Origin of the sequence: Pantoea endophytica (assembly GCF_002858935.1) — a bacterium.
Lineage (GTDB): Bacteria > Pseudomonadota > Gammaproteobacteria > Enterobacterales > Enterobacteriaceae > Pantoea > Pantoea leporis.
This window is the reverse complement of sequence record NZ_PJRT01000005.1, coordinates 135,708-161,205: the sequence shown is the minus strand read 5'-3', so window position 1 is coordinate 161,205 and position 25,498 is coordinate 135,708. Positions and strand designations below refer to the sequence as shown.

The following is a 25,498-nucleotide window of genomic DNA, read 5'->3' as shown; positions in this document are numbered from 1 at the left end:
AAGTTAATTGGCGATTTCAGCCTGAAATTTTAGCTAAAAATCCTTAAATTTCATAACAATAGAGATGAAATCGATTAGGCGAGCAGATGACATTTCACTCGCTGGCTGGACGGCAATTCTGCTGTTGCTGGCTGTTGTCGCTTTCGCGCACAGCTGGTTAAATTGGCTGCAGTCAGTTAATCGGTATTGGTGATTTATTAATGGATACCTTGAGCTGCTGGCTAAAACAGTGGCGATTTCAGGCTGAAATTCCCGCGGCGATAAGCTACATTTCATACAGTTAGCGATGAAATTGCGCTGGCGAGGCATTGAGAAGGGCATAAAAAAACCGCCCGGAGGCGGCATTTCAATTACTGATTAAGATACTTATTGAGCGTCTCGTTAATCACTTTATCCAACTCTTCCTGCAACTCTTTTGACTGGCGATTAAACTCGTAGCTGAACATGCGTCCGCGCGTTTTCTTACGCGCAAAGCGGTCTTTATCGGCGAAACTCCATAATGGCGTCGCCACGGTTTTATCTTTTGCCGGTGACTGAATCAGCGTTTGGCTGCCGTTACGCACTAAACGCAGAATGCCATTCTTCACTTCGTCTTCCGCCAATCCATCGCGCGCGCATACGGTATCAACATCCATACCTATAGTATCGATTAGGGCATCAACCGTTTGTCCGGTTTCCTGCAGCTTCTCATACGCCTGCAGCAGCGATTTATAGTCAGGATAGGTCAGCTCTGAATGATTCGGGAACAGCGTTACCAGCTCAAGCGGCACGCTTGCCGCTTGCAATGCACGCGTTACCTTGGCCTGCGATAAGCCTTCGCTTTGCGCAATCTCTTTCTGCGACAATCCACTCTCTTTAAGCGATAGCAGACGCATGCCCACTTCACGCAGATTGTGCTCGCGCGCGGTCTGAATATCCTGGGCTAAACGACGCGCTTCTTCCGCCGAGATAGCCACGTCTGTAACCAACACATCAAGCCCAGTTTTGCAGTGCAGAGCCGCTGCACGACGGCGTGAACCATCGAGAATCTCAATGCGATCGTCACGCTTTACGCCAATCGCCGGGGAAAACTGCTGCAATTTGATGGTGCGAATGATGTCGCGCAGCGATTCTGGCGTCAGGCCAGACTGATCGCGGCCATTGGTTTCCATCTTAACGAAGGTTTTCTCTTCAATTTCCTTCGCCGGGATGTGCTCCAGCGTGAACAGGGCGCGTTTACCCGTCGCCAGAATAAATGTCTGAGAATGGCCATCGGCGCTTTCCTCAGTCTGCAATGGTGTCTGGCTGAAGGTTCGGCCAATAGTGATTCTTTTTGCGCTCATAGTAACCTCAGTTCAGGCGAATGAATTCAATACGGTCAAATACGGCTTTCGCGAAATCTTCCGCCGCTGAACGCGCATTCTTTAAGGCTTCGGTGCTGCCCACGTAGGTTGATGGGTTGGCTGAGATAACCGTATCAAACGACTCTCCGCAGCGCTCAAAGCCATCCAGACGCGGCAACGCAGCATCAAGCATGTCGCCGCCAAATATCTCTTTCGCCAGGCTGTGACACAGCTTGTGATCCGCTTTATTCGACAGTTTAGACATAAAGCCAATGTTGCCTTGCAAACGGCAGGCTGCGCCCGATTCCTCTATGATCCCAATCAACTCCGGCAAACGCGTTAAATACTTCAGCGTGGAGTGGAAATCCACCTGCGCGGGCGGCACTGGCGTCATCAGCAGGTCTGAAGCAGCAATGGCGTTCTTCAGGAAGGCATCAAGATGCGGGCCGCTGTCGATAAAGATAAAGTCGTAATCTTTCTTCAGCTTGGCCACTACATTGTCATACAGCACCGCGTGGATGTTTTGTTCGGGCAGGTGAGCGGCACACAACTCTTCCCAACGCGAGGCAATAAAGGCGTCATCAATTGACGCCGGCAGCACATCGACGCCCGGAATAATCGAGGAAACGATAAACTCGTTGAGTAACTCTTCGCGGCTGACGTTCTGCAGCATCGCCTGTGCGGCGGTCGCTTCTACTAATCCCACTGAACGTTGATGGTTCAGGAACATGGTGGCGGAAGATTGCGGGTCCAGATCGATGACCAGAATACGCAGATCTTCAAATAGCAGATGCGGATGCGCACGTAATGCGTGTGCCAGCGAAACGGTAGAGACCGTTTTCGAAACGCCGCCTTTGAGGTTGCCAACAAAGATGCTAAAGGCTTCATGGTGGCGATCGCGGTACTTGGGCACACCGCGATGGTGATAGATATCGATGATATTCTGGATCGACATCGCATACTTGGTTGAGCTGCCCGCTGCACGCTTATCGAACGGATAACCATTTTCTTCCATTTCGTTGACAGCGTAATCCACGCTCGCACGCGTCAATTTGGGCAGTTTGGCTAACGCCGCTTTAGCGTAAACCTGATAGAACGTGTTTTCCCGCAATTCTTCTTTCTGCGCCTGAATCTGTTCAGTCAGGCTCATCAGCATTCTTTCTGAACGTTGTGCGACCTTCAGAACTTGCTTCTCATCGTTAGCCATACTTGCTCCACACATGTAGGATTTATGACTTTATACATAAATCCAGCACACGAGGCAAATATATCTCTTCTGCTCAGGAAGAATAAGTTATGTGAAAAGACCTTGATTAAGAGCGATTTAACGCAAAGATTCACTGTAATCAGCGTTCATAATTTAGCCATATTGTTTTTTTGTTCAATATTGAACGGCTGATTTATTGTTGATTGGGAGAAAGATTCACTGTAGTCAGTATCTGATTTCTACTCTGTATGCTTTATGTAGAGAAAGGAGAAGGGTTGTGGCGGCTGAAATTGCTTGAACGTTCACTGTAATCAGCCAGCAAAAATTCGTCGATGACCAACGTTCACTGCAATCAGTAAAAGGTTCACTGTAATCAGCGAGCGGTGGCTGAAGATTCACTGTAATCAGTAAATGATGCGTGGAAGTAAAAAGCTGGCGAGAGAGCAACGATAAGTGCCATGCTGGTGAGATGTTCACTGTAATCAGCAAATCCTGAAGACGTTTTCACATAACGCCAAACGTTCACTGTAATCAGTAAAAGCCTTGTACTCTTCATCGGCAAAGATTCACTGTAATCAGTAGACGTTGTCGCACTGCGATAAAACGTTCACTGTAATCAGTAAATCAAATTGGCCAGACCGAGATAACATTCACTGTAATCAGTAAAAGTTATGACGCTGTACAGAACGTTCACTGTAATCAGTACAGCGTGATAAGCATGATAAGACGAACGTTCACTGTAATCAGTAGAGTGTTATTTGCCTACAAGCTGATATGCCCGGAATCGCCATATGCGATACAGCGAAATATCCACAATGTCGTCAACAACATTCACTGTAATCAGTAAATACACGCTGCTAATTAAAACGCCCAACGTTCACTGTATTCAGTAAAAAAAAGACGCGCTGAGCGAGTTTGTTTCATGCTGCAAACCTGGCAGGGCAGGGGACGAGTTGGTAATGTTCACTGTAATCAGTGACAGCGTGACATGTTGTTCAAGCAGTATATGAGCGTCAGCACGAACGTCTCACGTTTCAGTTCGCTGTAGTGAGAAGGCAAACCAAACGTTCACTGTAATCAGCTTAGTAACCAACCCTGTCACTTTTACTGGCTGTATTCACAGTTAAATTGCTGATTACAGTGAATCAGTTCGAAACAGGCGTTTTTAATATTTATAAATCATTAAGTTGCAGTTGATCGTTCACTGTATTCAGTATGCAGCCTCTAATTCGCATTCACTGTAATCAGTGATAGCGAGCGCTCCAACAAACGTTCACTGTGATCAGTAGAAAGGCAGTGAAAAAAGGAAGTTGAGTACTACGCCACCGCCCTTGTAAGTGCTCACTATCTTTATAAGTCGCTTAGAAAGCCTACAACGTGGTGCAAAACATCGCAGAAGACACTACAAAAGCAGAAGGTTTCTGATTACAGTGAACGTTGCTGATTACAGTGAATCACGCGAGAACCGCTGATTGCAGTGAATGTTGGCGGAGGAGCATGTGTCACTTTTGCTCAAAAAGTGACACAGCTTGAGGAGAATTGCTGATTACAGTAAGCGGGCAACATCATTCATCGAACTCAATATCTTCCAGCGAATCGATGCTTTCGAGATTGCTGATGCCGTCGAGTTTTGGCGTCCTGCTGTGAATGATGAAGAACACCGAACGGCCACGTTTCACTTCCGAATAGTCGAGATAACCGATCTCTTTGAGCTGCTCCATCGCACGTCGCACCACGTGGTTTTGCGTGGTGGTTTTCGAGCCCAGATTTAAACGCATACGCAAACGCGCCAGAGAGATGGGCGCCGGATTCGTTGGCAAACTTTCGAGATAGGTATACAACGCCTGAGCCGATTCTTTACGTTTTAAACGCGAAATGGCTCGCAGCTGCAGTAACACTTTATGGTCGAAGTTGTAGAGCTCGAACAACTTTGGATCGGCCTGGATACGCACCAGATCCTTTTCACGATCGTAATACGCCGATTGAACAAGGTGAGTGTGATAGGCTTTGCCATTACCTTCAAAGGACAACGTATTGGTAGCAATGCGTCGCAGAGAGGCATCTAAGCGCTTACGTAGCGCAGCCGAAGAGTTTGCCGATGGGATCCCGCACATCTTGACGAAATCGATAAATGGCAGCGTCACGGTGTCGCCCTTAGAAGGATAACGCGAGAAAGACTGAATAATACCGGCCCAGGTTTTGAAATCATTATCCATGTCCAGCCTTGCGCCGGTAATGGTAATCTTTTCATAACCTTCCGATTTCACTAAAGAAAGGTTCTTTAGCTCTTTCGTTGCATCGGTCGATGCCATTGCGCCTGATTTACCGCGCGCGGTGGACTTCAATGTAGGAACAAACAGACCCAGGCGCATTAAAGCGACCGGTTGTACGGTGTTATTTTTATTGGGATGGAGTTGAATAACTTCACCGCTATTTTTTGTCACCGACAGAAAAGGCTCGAGTAACGCCTTGTTTTCACTCTCTTTATCTGCCATAGCCTGAGATCTTCATTCTGTGGATGAAAAGGGTCGTTTTCTGATTACAGTGAACATTAACACTGTTTATAGTGAACATTCTACTCTCTATAGTGAATAAACTACTGACTCCAGTGAACACTTTACTCATTATAGTGAACGCGATCACCTTCTGAGCCCTTGTGGGGTGCGGCCTGCGACGATCGGGGATCTCTTAGGATCTCTTTAAGATCTCTATATGATCTTTCTTTAAGATCTATTCACTGTATAACTTAATAACGCCCGGACTGACGCGGCTTTAGACCGGCAAAATGTTTAAAACAGCTCCATTGCAATAACATCCCCTTTGATCCCACCAAATCATCAGTTATGTGCGATCAGGATCCTTCTGCTTCTTCATAAATGAACAACTTCCTCATTATTATTCATTTTTAAGAAACTTTATCCCGGCGTAAAGTGAACTTCATCGAACAATACATCACTTATGACGAGGTTATATTTCATGACTGACAACGTTATCTCCCGCAACCCTACTACCGGCGACATCCTCGCAAGCTATCCGCTACAGAGCGCAGCCGAGTTGGAAGCCGCATTGCAGCAAAGTGCTGATGCCTATGCAGAGTGGCGCTATACCGCAATGCCACAGCGAGTGAAAGTGCTGCGTCAACTGGCTGAACAGATCCGCCAGCGTCAGGATGAGCTGGCAACCATGGCCACACTGGAAATGGGCAAACCGATCGCTCAGGCACGTGCTGAAGTACTGAAATGCGCCAATCTGTGTGACTGGTATGCAGAGAACGGTCCGGCGATCCTTGCCGACAAACCAACATTGGTGGAAAACCAGCAAGCGTGGCAGTCATTTCGCCCGCTTGGTGTGATCCTTGCTGTAATGCCATGGAACTTCCCTTACTGGCAGGTTCTGCGCGGCGCAGTCAGCATGTTGCTGGCGGGCAATACCTACGTGCTCAAGCACGCGCCGAGCGTAATGGGATCCGCCAACCTCATGAAGTCGCTATTTGACGCCACTGAACTGCCTAAAGGCGGCTTTACCGTGATCAACGTCGATAACGATGGCGTTTCGGCCGCGATCAAAGATCCACGTATTGCCGCTGTAGCGGTAACCGGCAGCGTGCGTGCAGGCGGCGCAATTGCAGCACAAGCCGGTGCGGTACTGAAGAAAACCGTGCTGGAACTGGGCGGCGCTGATCCTTTTATTGTGCTGGCGGATGCAGACCTGGATGCTGCAGTAGCCTCAGCGGTCACAGGACGCTATCAGAACACAGGACAGGTCTGCATGGCAGCCAAGCGCTTCATCATTGAAGAAAGCGTCTCAGAAGCGTTTGAGGCGCGTTTCAGCGCAGCGGTACAGGCATTGAAGATCGGCGATCCTTTGGCAGAAGATACCTACATCGGACCAATGGCGCGTTACGATCTTCGTGACGAGCTGGATAATCAGGTGCAGCAGACCATCAAGGAAGGCGCACGTCTGGTATTAGGCGGCCATAAAATTGACGGCCCAGGCAATTATTACGCACCGACGATCCTCGCCGATGTCACGCCAGCCATGACCGCTTTCCAGCAGGAAATCTTTGGCCCGGTCGCAGCAATTAGTGTCGCTCGTGATGCACAACATGCCCTTGAGCTGGCGAACGACAGCGAATTCGGGCTGAGTGCAACAGTGTGGAGCGGCAACGAAGCGCTGGCCAACGAACTGGCGGAAAAACTGGAGACCGGCGCGGTATTTATCAATGGCAATGGTGCGTCAGATCCGCGAGTTGCGATTGGTGGCGTGAAGAAGAGCGGCTATGGTCGTGAACTGTCGAGCTTTGGCGTCCACGAATTCTGCAATATTCAGACGGTATGGAAAAACCGCCGCTAAGTATCACAGGGCGCGTCAGGCGCGCCCTTATTCCCATCCTCCGCCTCCAGATACCTCGCATCTCATACCGTTGCCCATCATTTAAAATGTTGTGGACCAGTTCAAAAAATCCACCAATGGTATTATAAAGGTATTATTTCCGGTGTTAGATTTGCCTCCACCTACACCGGGGAGTCCTTTTAAATGAAAACAACAATCCCAAAACTGTCGTTCATGATGTTTCTTGAGTGGTTTATCTGGGGCGCCTGGTTTGTACCGCTCTGGGCATTTCTCAGCAAAAACGGCTTCTCGCCGGTTGAGATAGCCTGGTGCTACGCCTGTACTTCGATAGCCGCCATCCTGTCGCCGATCCTTGTCGGATCGCTGGCCGATCGCTTCTTCCAGGCGCAGAAAGTGTTGTCGCTGCTAACAATCGTCGGATCGATTCTGATGTTCTTCGCAGCTCAGCAAACGCATTTCGGCGGTTTCTTCCCGTTGCTATTGCTGTATGCGCTCACTTACATGCCCACCATCGCCTTGACCAATAGCATCGCGTTTTCGCACGTCGCGGATGTGGAGCGTGATTACCCGCGCATTCGCGTCATGGGCACCCTTGGCTGGATCGCGTCCGGCATCGTTTGTGGTTTCCTGCCGCCGCTGCTGGGCTATGGCGATATCTCAGCCAGCAACGTGCCGTTATTGATCACCGCCGCAAGCTCGCTGTTACTGGGAATTTTTGCCCTGACGTTGCCCGCCACCGAGCCGAAAAGCACCGGCAAATTCAGCCTGCGCGTCGCGCTTGGTCTGGATGCGCTGCATCTGCTGAAGGATCGCAGCTTCCTCGTGTTCTTCGTCTGCTCCTTCCTTTTCAGCATGCCGCTGGCGTTTTACTACATTTTTGCCGAAGGCTATCTGACGGAAGTCGGCTTACCGCACGCCACCGGTTGGATGACGCTCGGCCAGGTTTCGGAAATCTTCTTCCTGCTGGCGCTGCCGTTCTTCATCAAACGCTTTGGCATCGGCAAAGTGCTGCTGCTGGGATTAACCACCGCCGCACTGCGCTACGTGTTCTTCGTGTTCGGTGGCGATCAAAACATGCTGACTTACGGCTTGCTGTTCATGGGCATTCTGCTGCACGGCGTCAGCTACGATTTCTACTTCATCACCGCTTACATCTATGTTGATAAGAAAGCGCCAGTGGCGATGCGTAATGCTGCGCAAGGGCTGATCACGCTGGCTTGTCAGGGCATCGGCAGCCTGCTCGGTTATCGCCTTGGCGGCTATCTGATGCAGGAAATGTTCGCCTACGACCAACCCCGCAACGGGCAGACTTTCAACTGGGCCGGCATGTGGATGTTTGGCAGCGTGATGATCGTAATGATCACCATCGCCTTTATCGTCCTGTTCCGCGACGGCAAAAAACGCAGCGATGAACTTACCGCTTTCGAAAATTCAGCAACCGCTGACAGCCATAAATAAGGGATTTCACCATGACGATGACAACGCAAGAAAAACGGATTTTAGGCGCGTTTTACGGCCAGGCGCTGGGCGATGCGATGGGCATGCCATCGGAATTGTGGCCGCGCTCACTCGTGAAGCAACACTTTGGCTGGATCGATCGCTTCCTGCCCGGTCCGGCTGAGAACAACGCCGCCTGCTACTTTGGCCGGGCGGCCTTTACCGACGACACTTCGATGGCGCTGGCATTGGCTGATGCGATCGTCTCGCACGATGGAGAGATCAACGTGGAAACCATCGGCGCGAATATTTTGCAGTGGGCTGAGTCGTTTGATGCCTTCAACAAAAACGTGCTTGGACCGACCTCAAAAATCGCGCTCAACGCCATGAAAGCCGGCACGCCAGTGTCGCAGCTGGAAAATAACGGCACGACTAACGGCGCAGCGATGCGTGTGTCACCGCTCGGCTGTCTGCTGCCAGCACGCGATTTACCGGCTTTCATCAATGCCGTCGCACTGGCGTCGAGCCCAACGCATAAATCGGATGTCGCAATTTCCGGCGCGACGGTGATTGCGTGGGCAGTTTCACGCGCCATTGACGGTGCCAGCTGGGCAACGATCCGCGATGAACTGCCCGCGATCGCTCGCGCGGCGCAGGAAAAGTGTGTCACCACCTTTAGCGCATCAATGGCGGCACGCCTCGAACTGGCGTTAAGCGTGGTCGCGCAGGGCAGGGGCGTGGAATCCACCATGCAGCAGATTTACGATTTGGTGGGCACCGGCACCGGCACCATTGAATCGGTACCGGCGGCGATTGCGATGGTGGAATTGGCCGAGACCGATCCTAATCGCTGCGCGATCCTTTGCGCTAACCTCGGCGGCGATACCGATACCATCGGCGCGATGGCGGTGGCCATTTGCGGCGCGCTGCACGGCATCGACAGCATCGACGTTGCCTTGAAAGCCGAGCTGGATGCCGCTAACGGGCTGAATTTTACTCGTTATAGCGCTGCATTCACGCGTTTCCGCCAGCAGCGCGAGGCCGCTTATGTTGACGCCTGATGATCTGCAGAGACTTGAAAGCCGTCTGCCAGTGCTTGTGATTGGTGCGGCTGTAGTGGATGTGATTGCTGATGCTTACTCGTTGCCCCATCGTGGCAGCGATATTGAGCTCCACCAGCAGGGCGTCAACGTGGGCGGCTGTGCGCTGAATGTGGCGATTGCGCTGCACCGGCTTGGCATCCCGTCCATCAATGCGCTGCCGCTCGGCAACGGCACTTGGGCCAGCATTGTGCGGCAGAAGCTGACGGAATATGGCATTCACAGCGTGTTGGAAACGGCGAAAGGCGATAACGGCTGGTGTTTAGCGTTAGTGGAGCCCGACGGTGAGCGCACCTTTCTGTCAGTCAGCGGCGTGGAAAATCAGTGGGATGCAGCGCTGCTGAACACGTTGCCGCAGCCGGCCAATCGCTGGATCTACCTTTCCGGCTATCAGCTCACCAGCAAAAGCGGTGATGTGCTGATCGCCTGGCTGGAGCAGCAAAGCCAGCCGTATCAGTTGCTGGTGGATTTCGGTCCGCGTCTGGCGGATATCGGTGATGCGCATTTCGAACGCGTTATGGCGTGCCATCCACTGATTACAGTGAACAGACAGGAAGCCGAACTGCTGTGGCATGAACATTTGAATCAAACGGAACCCTTTGATGCGCATCAGTTAATGACGTGCTGGCAGCAGCGATTCGATGGCGCGATGGTGGTGCGACTTGATAGCGAAGGCGCCGGTTTCGTTAACGCGGAAACACAGGGCTGGATGCCGGCGCTGCCGACAAAAGTGGTCGATACCATCGGCGCAGGCGATAGCCACGCGGGTGGATTACTGGCGGGATTAGCTTCGGGTTGGTCGCTGGCAGAAAGCGTAGCGCTGGGCAACGCGGTGGCATCTTATGTGGTGTCACAACGCGGCGGGGATTGCGCGCCCGATCGCGCCACACTAACAGCTTACTGGCAGCAGCGCCTTACTCCGCAATAAACACATACATATCGCTACGACAGTAGCTAATGCTGTACTCCAGCGGATTGCCCTGCGCATCTAACGCCAGCTGCTTGATCACCAAAACAGGTACGTTATCGGGTAGGGCGATCTGCTGCTGCAGCGCCTCATTAGGCATGCGAGCACTCACTCTGCTTTGCGATTTTACCGGCAGAATTTGTTGCTGGTGGAAATAGTCGTAAAGCGAAATGCCAATCTCATCCGCATTAGTGATATAGCGCGCCGGTACCCAGGATTCTTCCACCGACACCGGTTGTTGATCGACATAACGAATGCGCTTCAGCAGATACACTTCGCTGCCTTTGTTCAGCCCCAATTTCTCTGCGATTGCTGCGTCGCATTGGATTTTGCTTTTGTTAATCCACACGGTATCGGGCTTTTTACCACGCAACACTGCTTGCTGGGACAAGCCTTTCGGCTCTTTCAGTGAGTACTCGAACTGGCTGCAAATCTGCGTACCGTAGCCTCGAGAGCGCAATACCACGCCCTCTTTTTCCAGCGCATCCATGGCTTTACGCACAGTAATGCGCGAAATGTTCAGCGACTGGCTGAAGTCACGCTCACTCGGCAGGATCTCTTCATGCACTAACAAACCATCACGCACCGCATCTTTGATCGCAGTGGCAAAGCGTCTGTACAGCGGCGTGCGGCTGTCATCAGCAAGGGTAGAAGTAAGCCGCGAAAATAGTGGAGTTTGGTCGGTCATAATGTGCGTGTTCACCTAATCCGGTAAGCGGATGAAAGCGTTATGATACTGACTTTTAAGCGGTCGCGAACCATTTTTGGGCTCTTTATCTTAGAGTTAACAAATAGTACAATACTTAAAATTTCCAGACCCGTTAAAGATATGAAATTTATAAAAAAAATTAGAGAATTAAATAGAAAAAGAAATTATTTCAAGAAAAGGTTGAAGTATAAAATTGCTTTGTATAAAGCGACAAAAAAATGGCATCGAGAGCCATCAGTAAAAATTTCACCATCGGAAGTACGTACAGTGCTGATGATTAGAAATGAAGGTAAAATTGGTGATGCAATCGTATCAACCTGCATACTTCGAACAATGCATGAAGCTGGGATAAGTATTGATGTTTTAGCGATTAAAGCAAATGAAATGATTTTCTCAGATAACCCTTTTATCAGGAAAATTTATTTAACGGAAGAAATGGATTATCAAGATAGGTATAACCATGCTATTCCCGATGACTTAATTAATACATTGAAAGAAAATAACTATGATTTGATGATTGATACGGGTATTTGGGATACAGGGCTATATATGCCGCATATGATACAAGCTATCTCACCCAAAATTTCATTAGGTTTCAATAAAGAAAAGTGGCTATCGCATTACGACGTAAATATTAGGTTCAATCACTATGAACATCATGTAAAAGAAATTTATGCTCGTATTATTAACTACCTTGGCGTCCCAGGTGCTTCGCAGCAAAGGTACGAAGTGTATTATAAGCAATCAATCACAGATGAAGTTAAAGCAATCGATTTTTTTAAAAAAGAGAGTAAAAAAGTTATTATAAACATGTACGCAAGCCACAATGATAGGAATTTAACACCCCAACAAACACAAGAAATAATTAGTGGTGTCTTATCAAAAAATAAAGATGCAGATATTATAGTCCTGGATTATAAAAAAAAATTCATCAATGACTTCTTCCACGGCGCTTACGTTTATCATGTGCCCTCTTTTTATCATGCTATGGCAACGATAAACTTAGCCGATCTGGTCATATCACCTGATACGGCAGTTGTACATGTTGCAGCTATGTATGACAAACCGTTGATTGGTATTTATCGCGATATCTCTGATAACAATAAATTATGGTCGCCAGGTTATAGGAATGGTCATCAAATTTTCACATCAACTTTTGTTGTTGGAGAAGATGCATTATTGGTCGATAATGTTTTAAATGCTATTGACAAATTTGACTTTAATTAGAGCAATCAGGCATAGAGTGAGCATTATAAATTCGCAAATTTTTTAGTTTTGTCTTGCACTCTATGCCTGTTATTTCTGTTCAGATTTAAGCCTAACTTAGCGCTATTCTAGCGCTCATCAAACGGCACGCCACCTTTCGACTTATGATGTTTTGGCGTTTCGATGATGGAAACCGTTACTGAATTAGCATCGATCTCAAACGAATCAGCCACCGCCGCGGTGACGGCTCTCAACAACTTCTTTTTCTGCTCAATCGTGCGACCTTCTGCCGCATACACAACGATTTCTGGCATCTCTGCTGCTCCATAAAGTAAACGTTCGTTTTCAGCATAGCGCAGCAAAAGCACTGCGCGCAGCGTCAATCACCTGTCTTTGCCAGCAATCTGTGTTGAAATGTGTATTGTTATGTTATAACGTAATTAACTCACATAATTTGTAGCGGCTTCAGTCGGAAATCTTAATGAAATCAATGAAAAATTTGCTTATCGCTTCGGCGTTAGGCCTGGCTTCTTACGCCTCAATGGCGGCTGAACATCAGGATAAAACGGTGCGCATTGCGGCACCGTTTGAAATCAAAGGCGCCGATCCCGCGCTCTCCGGCGACATATTGTTGCGAATGGATGTGGTGGAAACGCTGGTGGAAGTAAACGAACGCGCCGAGCCCATTCCGGCGCTGGCGCAAAGCTGGCAGGTATCGGCAGATGGACTGCAATGGCAATTAAATTTGCGTCCCAACGTGCGCTTCCATGATGGATCGCCATTGGATGCGGCCGCGGTGGTGAAATCACTCAACACCGCGCGCAGCAAAGCGGGTCTGCTGGATAAAACGCCGATCACCGCTATCAGCGGGGAAGGGCAACGCGTCACCATCACCTTGAGCGAACCATTTACGCCGCTGCTTTCGGTTTTAGCAGAGAGCCGTTCCCAGATTCTGGCGTTGGCTAGCTGGGATGCGCAGGATAACATCACCCGCATCATCGGCAGCGGCCCGTTTATGCTGACGTCATTCCAGCCACCGCAATCGCTGGCAGTAAAACGTTTTGACGATTACTGGGGCGAAAAGCCGGCGATTGCGGCCGCCAGCTATCTCTCTTCCGGACGCGCCGAAACCCGCGCCTTGCTGGCGGAAAGCGGCGACGCGGATTACGTATTCAACCTGGATGCTGCCAGCCGTCAGCGTTTATCGCGCAAGCCAGCGCTACAACTGCCGGCCATTCCGGTGCCGCGCACGCTGATGCTGAAACTCAATGCGGGCGATCCGCTGTTAGCCGAACAGCCGGTGCGTGCAGCGATCAGCATGGCGATTGACCGTAACGCGCTGGCGATGGCGGTATTGCGTTATCCGGGCGCGGCCACTCAGTTATTCCCGCCGAATATGGGTGAATGGCACAACAACGCACTGCAACCGTTGCAATTCAATCCGCAGCAGGCGGCACAGCAACTGCAGGCGGCGGGTTGGAAAATGGGTTCAGATGGCGTGTTAGCACGTAACGGCCAGCGCTTTAGTGTGACACTGTTGACCTTCCCCGATCGTCCCGAACTGCCGCTGATGGCGATGGTTATCCAGCAGCAGCTGCGTAAAGTCGGCATTGAAGTGAAGATCAACTCCACCAACGCCAGCGAAATTCCGGCGCAGCATCACAGCAATCGTCTACAACTGGCGCTGTTTTCCCGCAACTTTGCACTCACGCCTGATCCCACCGGCACGTTACTGCAGGATTATGCGGAAAAGGGCGGCGACTGGGGCGCGATGAACTGGCATCCGGCCGGTTTTAGCGCGGCGTTGCACACCTTAACGCAATCCACTGACACGGCAGAACGTGCGCAGGCACGTAACCTGATCACTGCCTCGTTACAGCAGGATCTGCCAGTGATCCCGATTGCCTGGTATCAGCAATCGGCCGCGATTAACAGCAAGCTGAAAAACGTCACGCTCGATCCGTTTGAACGCCACTTTGGTCTGCGTCAGATGCAGTGGGAGCAATAATGTTCAAACTACTTGGCTGGCGCGTAGCGCAGGCGGCTTTTGTGGTGTTGGCGGTGGGACTACTCACCTGGTTTTTGGTGCAGTCCTTGCCCGGCGATATGGCATGGCGTATTGCCAGCGGTCGTTATGGCTACGATCGGGTGGATGCCAGTGCGGTGGCGCGGGTGCAGCAGGAGCTAAGTGACTCGCTGCAGCAGGGCAGCGCGTTGCTGCACTGGCTATTCGATCTGATGCAGTTCAACTTTGGTCGCTCGCTGGTCTCCGGCGAACCGGTGATGGATGAACTGCGCTGGCAGCTGAGTCAAACGCTGGCGCTGGCAGGTTCATCGCTTTTCCTGACGATTCTGTTCACTTTGCCGCTGGGTATTTGGGCGGGATGTCACGCCAATGGCAAGCTCGACCGCGCGTTATTCTGGCTGAGCGCGCTGCTGAAATCGGTGCCGCATTTTGCGCTGGGCATGCTGCTGATTGTCCTGCTGGCGCTGCAGCTCGATTGGCTGCCCAGCGCCGGGCATGGCGAGCTGCGTCATTTTATGTTGCCATCGTTGACGCTGGCATTGTCGTTAACCGCGGTGGGCGTGCGCGTGGTGCGTGAAGCCACGTATCAGGTTGTCAGCTCGGGCTATTACCGCTGGGGCGCGCAGAAAGGATTAGCGCCCGCAACGCTATTGCGTCGTCATGGATTGCGCAACCTCGCATCGCCGGTATTGACCTGGTTCGGCATGCAGTTTGTCTGGCTGGTGGAAGGTGTGGTGGTGGTAGAAACGCTGTTTGCCTGGCCTGGCATTGGTCACGCGCTGGTGCATGCCATCTTCGCCCGCGATGTGCCGGTGATTCAGGCCAGCGCCATGACGCTCGGACTGCTGTTCGTGCTGCTGAATATGCTGGTGGATGCGGGTTGTCATCTGCTTGATCCCAGAGGAACGCGCGCATGACAATTTCATTTTCGCGTCTTATCGGCCTGCTGCTGTTGTGCTTGCTGCTTGGTTTCGCCTTCCTGCTGCCCCTGATTCATCACGGCGATCCGCTGGAACAGGATCTGCTGCAGATGCTGCACGCGCCGAGCGGCGCCAATCTTCTCGGGTTTGATCATCTTGGTCGCGACATGCTGCCGCGCCTCAGTGCCGCGTTGCGCCTTTCGCTGGGTCTCGCGGCGCTCTGTGTGATGAGCGCACTGCTTGCGGGCGTGCTGGCTGGCGTATTCAGCGCACTGTATGGCGGCTGGCTGGATCGTCTGCTCAGCATGCTCGGCGATATGTGTCTGGCGCTGCCGGGATTGCTGCTGGTACTGCTGTTAGCGGCGATTGCGCCGGATTCTCCCGGCATGTTGTGGCTGGGGATTTCGCTGGTGCTGTGGGTGGAGTTCTTCCGCGTCACGCGCGCAACCCTGCGCCCGATTGTGCAGGCACCCGGCATGCAGGCCTCAAAGTTGCTCGGTTTTTCGGCGTTCTACCGTTTCCGCCGACACCTGTGGCCAGCGTTAGCGCCGGTATTAACCACGTTGACTCTGTTCTCGTTCAGCAGCGCCATCATGGCGGTCTCCGCGCTTGGCTTTATCAGCGTCGGCGTACGTCCGCCGACGCCAGAACTGGGTTTGATGATGACCGAACTGCTGCCGTTTGCCTGGGAAGCACCGTGGCTGCTAATGCAGCCGGTAATCGCGCTGTTTCTGCTGTTGATCAGCCTGAATCTGTTAATGAAAGAGGAGCGTAAATGAAAGGATTACAGGTTATCGGCATCAGCGTCACAACCGCCAGCGCTACGCTGGTGGAACCGGTTGATTTCACCCTGCAGCCCGGACAACCGCTGACCTTGCTGGGTGAAACCGGTTCAGGTAAAAGCCTGCTGGCACAAGCGATCATGGGCATTTTGCCTGACGATTTACAGGCCAGCGGCACGCTGATCATCAACGAACAATGTTTCACTCTGCCACAGGATGCCGAATTGTTGCGTGAATTATGGGGCCGCACATTAGCGTCGCTGCCGCAGGAGCCGTGGCTGTCGCTGGATCCCACCATGTCAGTGCTTCAGCAGATTGCGGAAGGCTATCGTTATGTACGCGGACAGGCGAAATCCACCAGCGCACTGTCGGCCCAGCGCGATTTACAACAGCTTGGTTTACAGGATGCGGCGCCGCGTTTTCCGTGGCAACTCTCCGGCGGGATGGCGCAGCGCGCCGCCTTTGCCGCCGCACGAGCAGGTGGCGCGGAGATACTGATTGCCGATGAACCAACCAAAGGGCTGGATGTGGCGCGTCGTGATGAGGTAGCGGCCTTACTGCGCCGGGAAGTGGCCGACGGCGGCACACTGCTCACCATCACCCACGACATCGCGCTGGCCCGCCAGTTGAGCGGTGAGGTGATCGTGATGCATAAAGGCAAGGTGATCGAGCAGGGCAGGGCGGAACAGGTGTTACATGAACCGCAGCAGCGCTATACGCGTGAATTACTCGCCGCCGATCCCACCGCCTGGCCTGCACGGCAACAAACCGTTATGGGCAGTAAACCGGTGGTGAGCGCTGAGGGCATCCGCTTGCAGCGCGGCGGTAAATCGCTCGGCGTGCCGCAAGACTTCAGGCTGCACGCCGGAGAAATCGTTGGATTACACGGTGCCAGCGGCAGCGGTAAAAGTAGCTTTGGCGATGTGCTGCTCGGCCTGCTAACGCCGCAGCAAGGCAAGGTGACGCGGCATGCGGCGGTCGATGGGCTGAAATACCAGAAGATTTATCAGGATCCGTCTGCGCTGTTCCCACCGACACGCACGCTGGCGCAAAGCCTGGACGATGTGTTGCGCCGTCATCGCATCGCCTCCACGCGGCGGGATGCGCTGATGGAGCAATTGGCGCTGACGCCGGAACTGCTGACGCGTCGTCCCGATTCACTGTCGGGCGGCGAGCTGCAGCGCTTCTCGCTGTTACGCGTGATGCTGCTGGATCCGGTATTTCTGTTTGCCGATGAACCTACATCGCGTCTGGATCCGCTGGTGCAGCAGCAAACCATCCAGCTCATCACCTCGCTGGCGCGCGAGCAGCAGTGCGCGGTGTTGCTGGTGAGCCACGATCGCGATCTGCTGGAAAAGGGCACGCATCGTATGATCGCGATGGAGGCAGTCGCTTAACGTTCTGGCGGCTGGCTGTCGCCGTGACCGAGTGAACGCTGCATCACTACGGTATCCAGCCAGCGGCCATGTTTGAATCCCACCGATTTCATTACACCGGTGTGCTCAAAACCGAGCGCCCGGTGTAATCCCAGCGATCCGGCATTCGCGCTATCGCCAACAATCGCGATGATTTGGCGAAATCCCGCCGCTTCCGCCAGCGCAATGGCTTTTTGCAACAGTGCGCGACCAATGCCTCTGCCGGTTTGCTGCTGATCGAGGTAAATCGAATCCTCCAGCGTAAAGCGATAGGCATAGCGCGGGCGATACGGCGCCAGATAGCAGTAACCCAACACCTGATCATCCTCCTGCGCCACCAGCCAAAAACCGCCGCGCTGCTGCACATCCTGCACGCGATTCTGCATTTCGCTCGCCGAAGGTGGTTCAGTTTCAAAGGTCGCGGTGCCGTGCAGCACATGCCAGGCGTAGATTTTCTGAATGGCAGCGGCGTGATGAGGTCGGGCGGGAATAATGTCCATATGTTCCTGATTCTTAGCGGCGAAAACCACAGCATGCCACCGCGCCGCACGCGAATCATCGGATTTAATAATAGGAAATTCTGATGGTCACTCTGCAATTCCATAGTGGCGCCATTTATGGCGACCTGACCCACCGACACTCAATTCTGCTCCGACAACTGCACCGCCATGGTATCCGCCTCTAAGGCTTCGAACACATGCGGTTCGTCAGCGGGATAGCAAATGTAGTCGCCGGGATGCAGTTCGACCGGCGCATCGCGCGGCCCAACCAGCGCCCGGCCACGCGCGATAATCACATGCTCCACCGAGCCCGGCGGATGCGGTTTTGAATCGCGCGGCGCGCCCGGTTGGCTGGTGACCAGATAGAGATCGCGGCGTCCGCCGGGCGGGCAACTTGCCAGCAAAGCTGCCTGATAATCCGCCATCTCCGCCGAGACGATCATGCCTTCGCCACGGCGAATTACCTGCAATCGCTTCACTTCCGGCTCCATCAAACGCGCGAAAGGAATGTTCAGCGCCACACACAGCGCCCACAACGTTTCAAGGCTGGGATTGCCATTGCCCGCTTCGAGCTGCGACAGCGTAGATTTGGCGATACCGGCGCGACGCGCCACCTCTGTCAGTGAAAGCCCCGCGCGCTGACGTTCGCGCAGTAATCCGACAGCAATAATATCAATTGGCGTAGTCAAACCCTCTCCTGTTCTTTATATCGAACGATTTGTTCGTCTTGTAAAACGATTCTGGCGCGTTCATTATAACGGCTTTCCTGTTCGATATGAGATCAAATTGTGATGCGTCTGGGTGTAGTACCGCTTGATCGCGGAGTAATAAAAGCCATTTTCCTGGTTTGTCTTGCCGACGGCATTGTCGGGCTCTCTTACGGTTCGCTGGCGGCAGCGGAAGGGTTTCCGCTGTGGGTGCCGATTGCACTATCAACGCTGGTGCTGGCGGGCGCGTCGGAATTCCTGTTTATCGGCATCGTGGCTGGCGGCGGCAGTCCGTTAACGGCGGCGGCGGCGGGTTTGCTGGTCAACGCGCGTCATCTGCCGTTTGGCATTGCGGTGAAAGATCTGGTTGGTAAAGGCAGCCGCAGTTTGTTGGGATGCCACATCATGAATGATGAAAGCGTGGTGTTTGGTATTTCCCAGCCAAAACTGGCGCAACGTCGTGCCGCGTACTGGATTTGCGGATTAGGTATTTTCACCATCTGGCCGCTGTCGGTCATTGGCGGTGCGGTGATCGGGCGCTTTATTCCCGACGTATCGGCCATTGGTCTGGATGCGGTGTTCCCAGCGATCCTGATTGCCCTGATATTCCCGGCGCTGCGTCAGCGTCGTACGCTGATCCCCGCTACGCTCGGCACCGCGCTGTCTGTGCTGGCGACACCGTTTGTGCCAGCGGGCATGCCGGTGCTGTTTTCACTGTTGGGATTACTGAGCTGGCGGGAGCGTAAAAATGCAAAATAATCTGATCATTGGCGGCATCGCGCTGCTGGCGGTAGGCACTTATGCGATTCGTTTCGCCGGTTATCGCCTGGGCAGCCGCATGCAGATGTCGGATCGCGCACGCAATATGCTATCCGATGCTGCCACCGTTTTGCTGCTGGCGGTGGCCGTTACCACCGCGCTGTTTGAAGGCACGCATTTTGCCGGCGTGGCGCGCATCGCCGGCGTGCTGTTTGCGGTGTTTTTGGCCTGGCGCCGCACACCGCTAATACTGGTGATTATCGGTGCCGCGCTAATGACCGCGTTGCTACGTTACTTCGGCGTGCCCTGATCGCGCCAGGTTTGCGCGCGTAATTCATATACCAAACTGGCGGGCGCGCCCGGAACATCGTGAACCTGGCCGTAACAGCGCAGTCCCGCCTTTTCCAGTACCTGCTGTGATGCTATATGATCCTGACGCACCGCCGCATCAATAACCGGAAGCTGGCATTCATCGAAGCCATAAGCGATAACCCTTCGTGCAAACTCGGTGGCGAAACCTTTTCCCCACGCCTCTTTCGCCAGACGATAGCCAAGATTGTTTACCGGCTTGCCAGCAAACTCGCGCACCGATAAACCACCAAATCCGATAACCTCATCCGGCTGTTCCCGCAGGCAAATTGCCCAGTTACCAAAGGGAAAGGATTGCCAGTGCGCCAGCCAGCGATTTAACACCTCCTCTGCAAAGGCTAAATCGGGAAACGGACCCGCCGGATTGAACATATTGGTAGCGGGATCGCCATAGATGGCAAACAGGCGCTGAACATCGGTGGGTTCAACCGGACGAAGAAACAAACGTGATGAAGTGAGTTGCATTGTCGTAACCTTTTGTAGCCGGAACCGGCGTTATCTTCCTGATGAGTTTTGTTACTGTGATACTCCACGGATTACTAGCATAGAGGAAAACGTATGAAACCGCGTTTAGCCCGCTGTGATGAAACGGCCACGTTGTGGCGCATCCGCAACCTTGCCATTCGCCACGGTTGCCGAGGTGTTTATCCCGCTGATGTTATCAGCGCATGGACACCCGATGCGTTACCGTCCGGCTATTTCGAGGCGGTCAGAAGCCATCCGTTTTATGTGGTTGAGGATGCTGAATATGGCGTGGCCGCGACCGGATTTCTTGACTTGCACAACGGCAGCGTTGAAGCGATCTTCACGCTGCCCGCCTGCAACGGCAAAGGTTATGCCAGCGCCATCATGCAGGTAATCATCGATGAAGCGCGTCAGCGGGGTTTTGATAAACTGACGCTCGCCGCCACGCCCAACGCGAGCGGCTTTTATCTGCGTCACGGTTTTCGTGTGGTGCGTGAGACGCTTTATCCCTCAGCGCTGGCGCAAGCCGATCTTCCCTGCGTCGAAATGGTACGCGAGCTTTAAGGCTAAAATGAAAAAAAGTGAAAACAACAAGGACGGCGCGAATATGGTCATTAATTGCGTAGCGTATCGCCACGGTAAGCGTGAAGAGCATGTCGACATCGCTGATATTAGTGAAGTATTAAAAGAAGAGAAATCCTTCGTCTGGATGGGTTTGTACCAACCCGAACCGGCCTTTATGCAGACGCTGCAGCAGGAGTTCAGCCTGCACGAACTGGCAATAGAAGATGCGCTGGTAGCGCATCAGCGACCAAAGATTGAGCAGTACGGTGATTCGGTATTTATTGTGGTAAAAACCGCGCACATGGACGATTTGCAGCGCATCACCTTCGGCGAAACCCACTTCTTCCTTGGCAAAAACTTCCTGATCACCGTGCGTCACGGTTCATCGGAAGGTTATGCCGACATCCGCACCAAAGCCGAAAAGAACCACGCATTACTGTGTGAAGGTCCGGGTTATGCGCTCTATTGCATCCTCGATTTCATCGTCGATAACTACAGCAAAATCACCGAATCACTTAACGATCGCATTGGCGGGCTGGAACAGGGCATGTTTACTACGCGTTTTGACAGCGACGCGTTGCAAAACGTCTATCATCTGCGCCGTGAACTGCTGGCGCTACGCAATGCGGCGCTGCCGGTGACGGAAATCTGCCAGCAGCTGGTGCGCTTCCACGAAGATATCATCCCGAAAAATCTGCGCGCCTATCTGCGTGACGTACAGGACCACGCGCATCATGTGATGATCGATGCGGAAGACATGCGCGAAATGCTCACCAGCGCGATGCAGGTGAATCTGGCGCTGGTGTCGGTGCAGCAAAGCGAAGTAAACAAAAAGCTCGCCGGTTGGGGGGCGATCCTGATTGTGCCCACCATCATTTTCAGTATGTACGGCATGAACTTCCCCGATATGCCGGAGTTGCACACGCACTTTGGCTATCCCGCCGTGGTGGGCATTACTGTTGTTATCTGCTGCGTGATGTGGTGGCGGCTGAAAAAGGCCGGTTGGCTTTAACCGCTGAATGCCTGCATTTTTTACAACTTCCTGCGATCTGGAGCGAAAGATGTCCTTTAATATTGGTCTGATGCTGTTCCCCAACCTCACGCAGCTCGATCTCACCGGTCCGTGGGAAGTGTTTGCCCGCATGCCCAACGCTAACAATTATCTGATTTGGAAAGATCGCCAGCCGGTGATGTCGGATCGCGGTCTGGCGATCGTACCCACCGTGACCTTTACCGATTGCCCGCAACTCGACTTGATCTGCATTCCCGGCGGTCCCGGACAAATTGCGCTGATGGACGATGACGAAACGCTGGATTTTGTCCGTCGTATGGCGGAGAACGCCAAGTGGGTAACTTCGGTGTGTACCGGTTCGCTGATATTAGGTGCTGCGGGATTGTTGCAGGGATATCGCGCGACGTCGCATTGGGGTTCGCTTGATCAGCTGAGCTTGCTCGGTGCCACGCCGGTGGCCGAACGCGTTGTGCGCGATCGCAACCGCATCACTGGCGCGGGCGTCACCTCGGGCATTGATTTTGCGTTAACCGTAGCGGAAGAGCTGCTTGGACGTGAAATCGCAGAAAATATCCAGCTGCAGATGGAGTACGATCCGGCGCCGCCATTCCATTCGGGTTCACCGCGCAGCGCCTCGCCGCAGCGTTTGGCCGAGGCAAAAAGCCAGATGCAGGATTTTATTGCTCGTCGACGTGCGGCGACAGAAAGTGCCGCTGCGCGGCTCAAGCGCGAGGAGTGAAAGCTGGCGATTTCAGCCTGAAATCGCCACGGTTGTTACTGCTTAATGTGCGCTGGCAGTAGGGCGCACGGTGATTTCACTGGTATCCACTTCGCCAGGTTGATCGATGGCCCAACTCACCGCGTTGGCAATCGCTGCTGGCTGGAGCGCGATCTGGCGATAGCTTTTCATCGCTTCACGCGCGGTGCTATCGGTGATGCTATCCGCCAGTTCAGATTCGACTACGCCGGGATTGATCACCGTAACCCGCAGATGTTGCGACTCCTGACGCAGGCCATCGGAAATCGCGCGTACGGCGAATTTAGTGGCGCAGTAAACGGCGGCGGTCGGCGAAACGGTTAGCGCGCCAACCGAGGCGATATTAATAATGTGACCAAACTGCTGCGCCTGCATGGTCGGCAGCACCGCCGCAATGCCATACAGCACGCCGCGAACATTGACGTCGAGCATCAAGTCCCATTCATCGACTTTCATTGAACTCATGGGTGACAGCGGCATGACGCCGGCATTGTTGATCATCACATCAATACGGCCATATTTTTCCCGTGCAAAATCGGCCAGCTGCTGGATATCAGCGCGTTGGGTGACGTCGGTAGCGAGATAATCCACGTTCGCGCCGCCAAAGCGCAGCTCTTCACTTAACGCTTGCAGACGATCGGTGCGGCGCGCGCCAAGCACCAGTTGATGACCTTGCTGCGCCAGATGACGTGCAATATCTTCGCCTATGCCGCTGCTGGCACCTGTCAAAATAATCACTTTCTTGGCTGTGTTCATGGTGTACCCCTCGTTGAATTGACGAGGCTATTGTTGATAAATCACGCAATGCGTAACAGACCGGATTGTGGCGCATCTTTGCCTGATCCTCTCGCGTGCATTGTGCAAACAGCAGCTTGATGGCTATGCTTTGCCTGAATATCTCAGTGGAAATTATTTATGTCGCAATCCGTGCAACAGCGCACCTGCGCTTTACTCAGCCAGCTGGCGCGTCAGGAAGGCTATACCGAATCACTGCTTGATAGCGTGCGCTTTATGCGGGCCGATCGGCAGTGGGCGCGCACGCCGGTACTGTATGAGCCGAGCATCATTATTATTTGCCAGGGATCAAAACGAGCTTTCCTCGCCGACAAGATGTATCGCTATGATGCGCAGCACTATCTGGTGTTGTCAGTGCCGCTGCCGTTTTCTGCCGAGACGGAAGCCACATCAGAAGAGCCGCTGCTGGGCATCGCGATTCGTCTGGATGTTGCCATGGTAGCGAGGTTGGTGGCGCAGCTGGCCAGCAGTGAATCGGCGGTAACCGCTGCGCCGGCGGGCATCATCTCCACACCAATCAATGAAATCCTGGCGCAGAGCACACTGCGTTTATTGGAAGCGTTGAGCGATCCGCTTGAAGCCAAAGTGTTGGGACCCGCGCGGGTCGAAGAGATCTGTTTTCGCGTATTAATGGGCGAGCAGGGTGGCGCGGTGCGTGCAGCGTTAACTTATCAAGGCCATTTTGGTCGTATCGCGCGGGCTTTGCAGCGTATACATGCCGACTGGCGTCAGCCGCTGGATGTACCGCATCTGGCAAATGAAGCCGGGATGAGCGTGCCGCGCTTCCATCTGCATTTCAAAACGGTGACGCAAACCTCGCCGATTCAATATCTAAAATCGCTGCGATTGCATCAGGCGCGTCTGATGATGATCCGCGACAATCTTACCGCCGCAGGTGCCGCAGCGCGCGTCGGCTATGAAAGTGATTCGCAGTTTAATCGTGAGTTCAAGAGGCTGTTTGGTCGCAGTCCGGCAGAAGAGGCGCGGGAGATGAGGCGGGCGTTTGAGTTGTTACCGCCGGAGCAGCTGTCCGGCCGATTACAGGCGCATTAGCTTAGCGAATGCTCATGATGGCGACGACCATCAAAATCCAGAATATCGCGCAGCCGGTAAACATCATTTGCCAAACTACACGGCGTTCGACTGTCAGAAAAGAAGAGAAACGTGAACGTAAAATCGATTGCATTGCGACCTCAAATCAGAATTTAAGAAGAAAGTTCGTTGGCTGAAGTAAGAAATCCCTGTCAGCGAATCAGACTATTCTGTCTTTTATGAGGTAATGAAATCGACGAGACCAGTCTTGTTTTTGGTCTGGAATGTAAACCATAAATAAAAGAAAAGCCGCGCAGGGCGCTGATCCCTGAGCGGCTGAACACTACGCATTTACTCGCTAAACGTTGCGCGTCACGCCACCATCAACACGAATATTCTGAGCGGTAATATAGGCTGCGCCAGGCGAAGCCAGGAAGGCGCTGGTCGCCGCCACTTCTTCAGACGTACCGTAACGCTGTAATGGCACACTATCCCGACGTTCATCGGTTTTCGGCAAGCTGTCGATCCAGCCAGGCAGCACATTGTTGATGCGGATGTTATCGGCCGCGTAGGCATCAGCAAAGATTTTGGTGAAGGATGCCAGGCCGGCGCGGAACACCGCTGAGGTCGGGAACATATCGGTTGGCTCAAACGTCCAAGCGGAGGAGATGTTGATAATGCTGCCGCCGCCTTGTTTCTGCATGATTGGTGTGACCAGACGCGTGGCGCGTACCACATTTAAAAAATAGGTTTCCATGCCAAGCTGCCACTGCTCATCGGTTAACGCCAAAATCGGCGCGCGCGGACCATGACCGGCGCTGTTCACCAGCACATCTATTCGGCCCCAGCGCGCCAGCGTTTGATCCACCAGTTTCTGCAGATCCGCTACCGACTGATTAGAACCGGTCACGCCCAAACCGCCCAGACGCTCCGCCAGCGCTTCACCTTTGCCGGAGGAGGAGAGGATTGCCACTTTATAGCCATCGCTTGCCAGTTTCTCAGCCGCTGCTGCTCCCATTCCGCTGCCACCGGCGACGATTATTGCAACTTTTTCTACTGTCATCATTGATCTTCCTGTTAATTAAAAATCGATT

The 25,498-nt window shown here is 53.0% G+C and carries 25 protein-coding genes; 15 read left to right on the top strand and 10 right to left on the bottom strand.

Annotated features, from left to right (window positions below; genetic code table 11):
* Window positions 1–350 precede the first annotated feature (350 nt).
* The 3 genes from PZBJ_RS03240 to PZBJ_RS03230 all read right to left on the bottom strand — a co-directional run bounded on the left by PZBJ_RS03240 (window position 351) and on the right by PZBJ_RS03230 (window position 5,024).
* Window positions 351–1,322 carry a ParB family protein gene (locus tag PZBJ_RS03240; RefSeq protein ID WP_101761165.1) on the bottom strand — a complete coding sequence of 324 codons (972 nt, stop codon included), beginning with the start codon at window positions 1,320–1,322 and terminating at the stop codon, window positions 351–353.
* 7 nt (window positions 1,323–1,329) lie between these two features.
* A complete protein-coding gene (locus tag PZBJ_RS03235) occupies window positions 1,330–2,529 on the bottom strand; it encodes an AAA family ATPase (RefSeq protein ID WP_101761164.1) in 1,200 nt (399 codons plus the stop codon).
* 1,565 nt (window positions 2,530–4,094) lie between these two features.
* A complete protein-coding gene (locus PZBJ_RS03230; RefSeq protein ID WP_101761163.1) occupies window positions 4,095–5,024 on the bottom strand; it encodes a RepB family plasmid replication initiator protein in 930 nt (309 codons plus the stop codon).
* 481 nt (window positions 5,025–5,505) lie between these two features.
* Here PZBJ_RS03230 and PZBJ_RS03225 point away from each other — a divergent pair, with 481 nt between their 5' ends.
* From PZBJ_RS03225 to PZBJ_RS03210, 4 genes are all read left to right on the top strand, one after another.
* A complete protein-coding gene (locus PZBJ_RS03225) occupies window positions 5,506–6,882 on the top strand; it encodes an aldehyde dehydrogenase family protein (RefSeq protein ID WP_101761162.1) in 1,377 nt (458 codons plus the stop codon).
* A gap of 183 nt (window positions 6,883–7,065) precedes the next feature.
* On the top strand, window positions 7,066–8,340 hold the full coding sequence (locus PZBJ_RS03220) for a nucleoside permease (RefSeq protein ID WP_101761161.1): 1,275 nt from the start codon (window positions 7,066–7,068) through the stop codon (window positions 8,338–8,340).
* Between the two features lie 11 nt (window positions 8,341–8,351).
* Entirely contained in the window at window positions 8,352–9,380 is a 1,029-nt protein-coding gene (locus tag PZBJ_RS03215; RefSeq protein ID WP_101761160.1) for an ADP-ribosylglycohydrolase family protein, read from the top strand.
* On the top strand, window positions 9,367–10,347 hold the full coding sequence (locus PZBJ_RS03210) for a PfkB family carbohydrate kinase (RefSeq protein ID WP_101761159.1): 981 nt from the start codon (window positions 9,367–9,369) through the stop codon (window positions 10,345–10,347). Before PZBJ_RS03215 ends, PZBJ_RS03210 begins: the two co-directional genes overlap by 14 nt.
* Here PZBJ_RS03210 and PZBJ_RS03205 read toward each other — a convergent pair.
* Entirely contained in the window at window positions 10,334–11,074 is a 741-nt protein-coding gene (locus PZBJ_RS03205) for a GntR family transcriptional regulator (RefSeq protein ID WP_101761158.1), read from the bottom strand. The two genes, PZBJ_RS03210 and PZBJ_RS03205, sit on opposite strands and share 14 nt — an antisense overlap.
* Window positions 11,075–11,116: 42 nt before the next feature.
* On the opposite strand from PZBJ_RS03205, the gene PZBJ_RS03200 reads away from it, so the two are divergent.
* Window positions 11,117–12,322 (top strand): glycosyltransferase family 9 protein, encoded by a 1,206-nt coding sequence (locus PZBJ_RS03200; RefSeq protein WP_101761157.1) that lies wholly within the window; start codon window positions 11,117–11,119, stop codon window positions 12,320–12,322.
* 107 nt (window positions 12,323–12,429) lie between these two features.
* Here the strand turns inward: PZBJ_RS03200 and PZBJ_RS03195 are convergent, their stop codons facing one another.
* A complete protein-coding gene (locus PZBJ_RS03195; protein ID WP_225608259.1) occupies window positions 12,430–12,684 on the bottom strand; it encodes a tautomerase family protein in 255 nt (84 codons plus the stop codon).
* A gap of 98 nt (window positions 12,685–12,782) precedes the next feature.
* Between PZBJ_RS03195 and PZBJ_RS03190 the strand changes: the two genes are divergently transcribed.
* Genes PZBJ_RS03190 through PZBJ_RS03175 form a run of 4 tightly spaced genes read left to right on the top strand, consistent with a single transcriptional unit; the run spans window position 12,783 to window position 17,426 of the window.
* Window positions 12,783–14,309 (top strand): ABC transporter substrate-binding protein, encoded by a 1,527-nt coding sequence (locus tag PZBJ_RS03190; RefSeq protein WP_101761156.1) that lies wholly within the window; start codon window positions 12,783–12,785, stop codon window positions 14,307–14,309.
* Window positions 14,309–15,244 carry an ABC transporter permease gene (locus tag PZBJ_RS03185; RefSeq protein WP_101761155.1) on the top strand — a complete coding sequence of 312 codons (936 nt, stop codon included), beginning with the start codon at window positions 14,309–14,311 and terminating at the stop codon, window positions 15,242–15,244. The genes PZBJ_RS03190 and PZBJ_RS03185 overlap by 1 nt, the downstream gene beginning before the upstream one ends.
* Window positions 15,241–16,026: an ABC transporter permease gene (locus tag PZBJ_RS03180; RefSeq protein WP_101761154.1), complete on the top strand. Its 786-nt coding sequence runs from the start codon at window positions 15,241–15,243 to the stop codon at window positions 16,024–16,026. Before PZBJ_RS03185 ends, PZBJ_RS03180 begins: the two co-directional genes overlap by 4 nt.
* A complete protein-coding gene (locus tag PZBJ_RS03175) occupies window positions 16,023–17,426 on the top strand; it encodes an ABC transporter ATP-binding protein (RefSeq protein WP_101761153.1) in 1,404 nt (467 codons plus the stop codon). The genes PZBJ_RS03180 and PZBJ_RS03175 overlap by 4 nt, the downstream gene beginning before the upstream one ends.
* On the opposite strand, the gene PZBJ_RS03170 is transcribed toward PZBJ_RS03175, so the two are convergent.
* Window positions 17,423–17,944, bottom strand: coding sequence for a GNAT family N-acetyltransferase (locus PZBJ_RS03170; RefSeq protein WP_101761152.1), 522 nt, complete (start codon window positions 17,942–17,944; stop codon window positions 17,423–17,425). The two genes, PZBJ_RS03175 and PZBJ_RS03170, sit on opposite strands and share 4 nt — an antisense overlap.
* A gap of 140 nt (window positions 17,945–18,084) precedes the next feature.
* On the bottom strand, window positions 18,085–18,633 hold the full coding sequence (locus PZBJ_RS03165; protein ID WP_061719009.1) for a helix-turn-helix domain-containing protein: 549 nt from the start codon (window positions 18,631–18,633) through the stop codon (window positions 18,085–18,087).
* Window positions 18,634–18,735: 102 nt separating this feature from the next.
* On the opposite strand from PZBJ_RS03165, the gene PZBJ_RS03160 reads away from it, so the two are divergent.
* Window positions 18,736–19,410, top strand: coding sequence for an AzlC family ABC transporter permease (locus PZBJ_RS03160; RefSeq protein WP_101761151.1), 675 nt, complete (start codon window positions 18,736–18,738; stop codon window positions 19,408–19,410).
* Complete coding sequence (locus tag PZBJ_RS03155) at window positions 19,400–19,720, top strand: AzlD domain-containing protein (protein ID WP_008109204.1); 321 nt, start codon at window positions 19,400–19,402, stop codon at window positions 19,718–19,720. The genes PZBJ_RS03160 and PZBJ_RS03155 overlap by 11 nt, the downstream gene beginning before the upstream one ends.
* Here PZBJ_RS03155 and PZBJ_RS03150 read toward each other — a convergent pair.
* The gene (locus tag PZBJ_RS03150; RefSeq protein WP_101761150.1) at window positions 19,702–20,244 is read right to left on the bottom strand and encodes a GNAT family N-acetyltransferase; all 543 of its coding nucleotides are present in this window, start codon (window positions 20,242–20,244) and stop codon (window positions 19,702–19,704) included. The two genes, PZBJ_RS03155 and PZBJ_RS03150, sit on opposite strands and share 19 nt — an antisense overlap.
* Before the next feature lie 93 nt (window positions 20,245–20,337).
* On the opposite strand from PZBJ_RS03150, the gene PZBJ_RS03145 reads away from it, so the two are divergent.
* Genes PZBJ_RS03145 through PZBJ_RS03135 form a run of 3 tightly spaced genes read left to right on the top strand, consistent with a single transcriptional unit; the run spans window position 20,338 to window position 22,559 of the window.
* Window positions 20,338–20,808: a GNAT family N-acetyltransferase gene (locus tag PZBJ_RS03145; protein WP_101761149.1), complete on the top strand. Its 471-nt coding sequence runs from the start codon at window positions 20,338–20,340 to the stop codon at window positions 20,806–20,808.
* 43 nt (window positions 20,809–20,851) lie between these two features.
* Window positions 20,852–21,820, top strand: coding sequence for a magnesium/cobalt transporter CorA (gene corA, locus PZBJ_RS03140; protein ID WP_101761767.1), 969 nt, complete (start codon window positions 20,852–20,854; stop codon window positions 21,818–21,820).
* Between the two features lie 49 nt (window positions 21,821–21,869).
* Window positions 21,870–22,559, top strand: coding sequence for a DJ-1/PfpI family protein (locus tag PZBJ_RS03135; protein ID WP_101761148.1), 690 nt, complete (start codon window positions 21,870–21,872; stop codon window positions 22,557–22,559).
* A 42-nt stretch (window positions 22,560–22,601) separates the two neighbouring features.
* Here the strand turns inward: PZBJ_RS03135 and PZBJ_RS03130 are convergent, their stop codons facing one another.
* Entirely contained in the window at window positions 22,602–23,333 is a 732-nt protein-coding gene (locus tag PZBJ_RS03130; protein ID WP_101761147.1) for an SDR family oxidoreductase, read from the bottom strand.
* Between the two features lie 159 nt (window positions 23,334–23,492).
* Between PZBJ_RS03130 and PZBJ_RS03125 the strand changes: the two genes are divergently transcribed.
* The gene (locus tag PZBJ_RS03125) at window positions 23,493–24,425 is read left to right on the top strand and encodes an AraC family transcriptional regulator (protein ID WP_101761146.1); all 933 of its coding nucleotides are present in this window, start codon (window positions 23,493–23,495) and stop codon (window positions 24,423–24,425) included.
* Between the two features lie 337 nt (window positions 24,426–24,762).
* On the opposite strand, the gene PZBJ_RS03120 is transcribed toward PZBJ_RS03125, so the two are convergent.
* Window positions 24,763–25,467 (bottom strand): SDR family oxidoreductase, encoded by a 705-nt coding sequence (locus PZBJ_RS03120; RefSeq protein WP_101761766.1) that lies wholly within the window; start codon window positions 25,465–25,467, stop codon window positions 24,763–24,765.
* Between the last annotated feature and the right edge of the window lie 31 nt (window positions 25,468–25,498).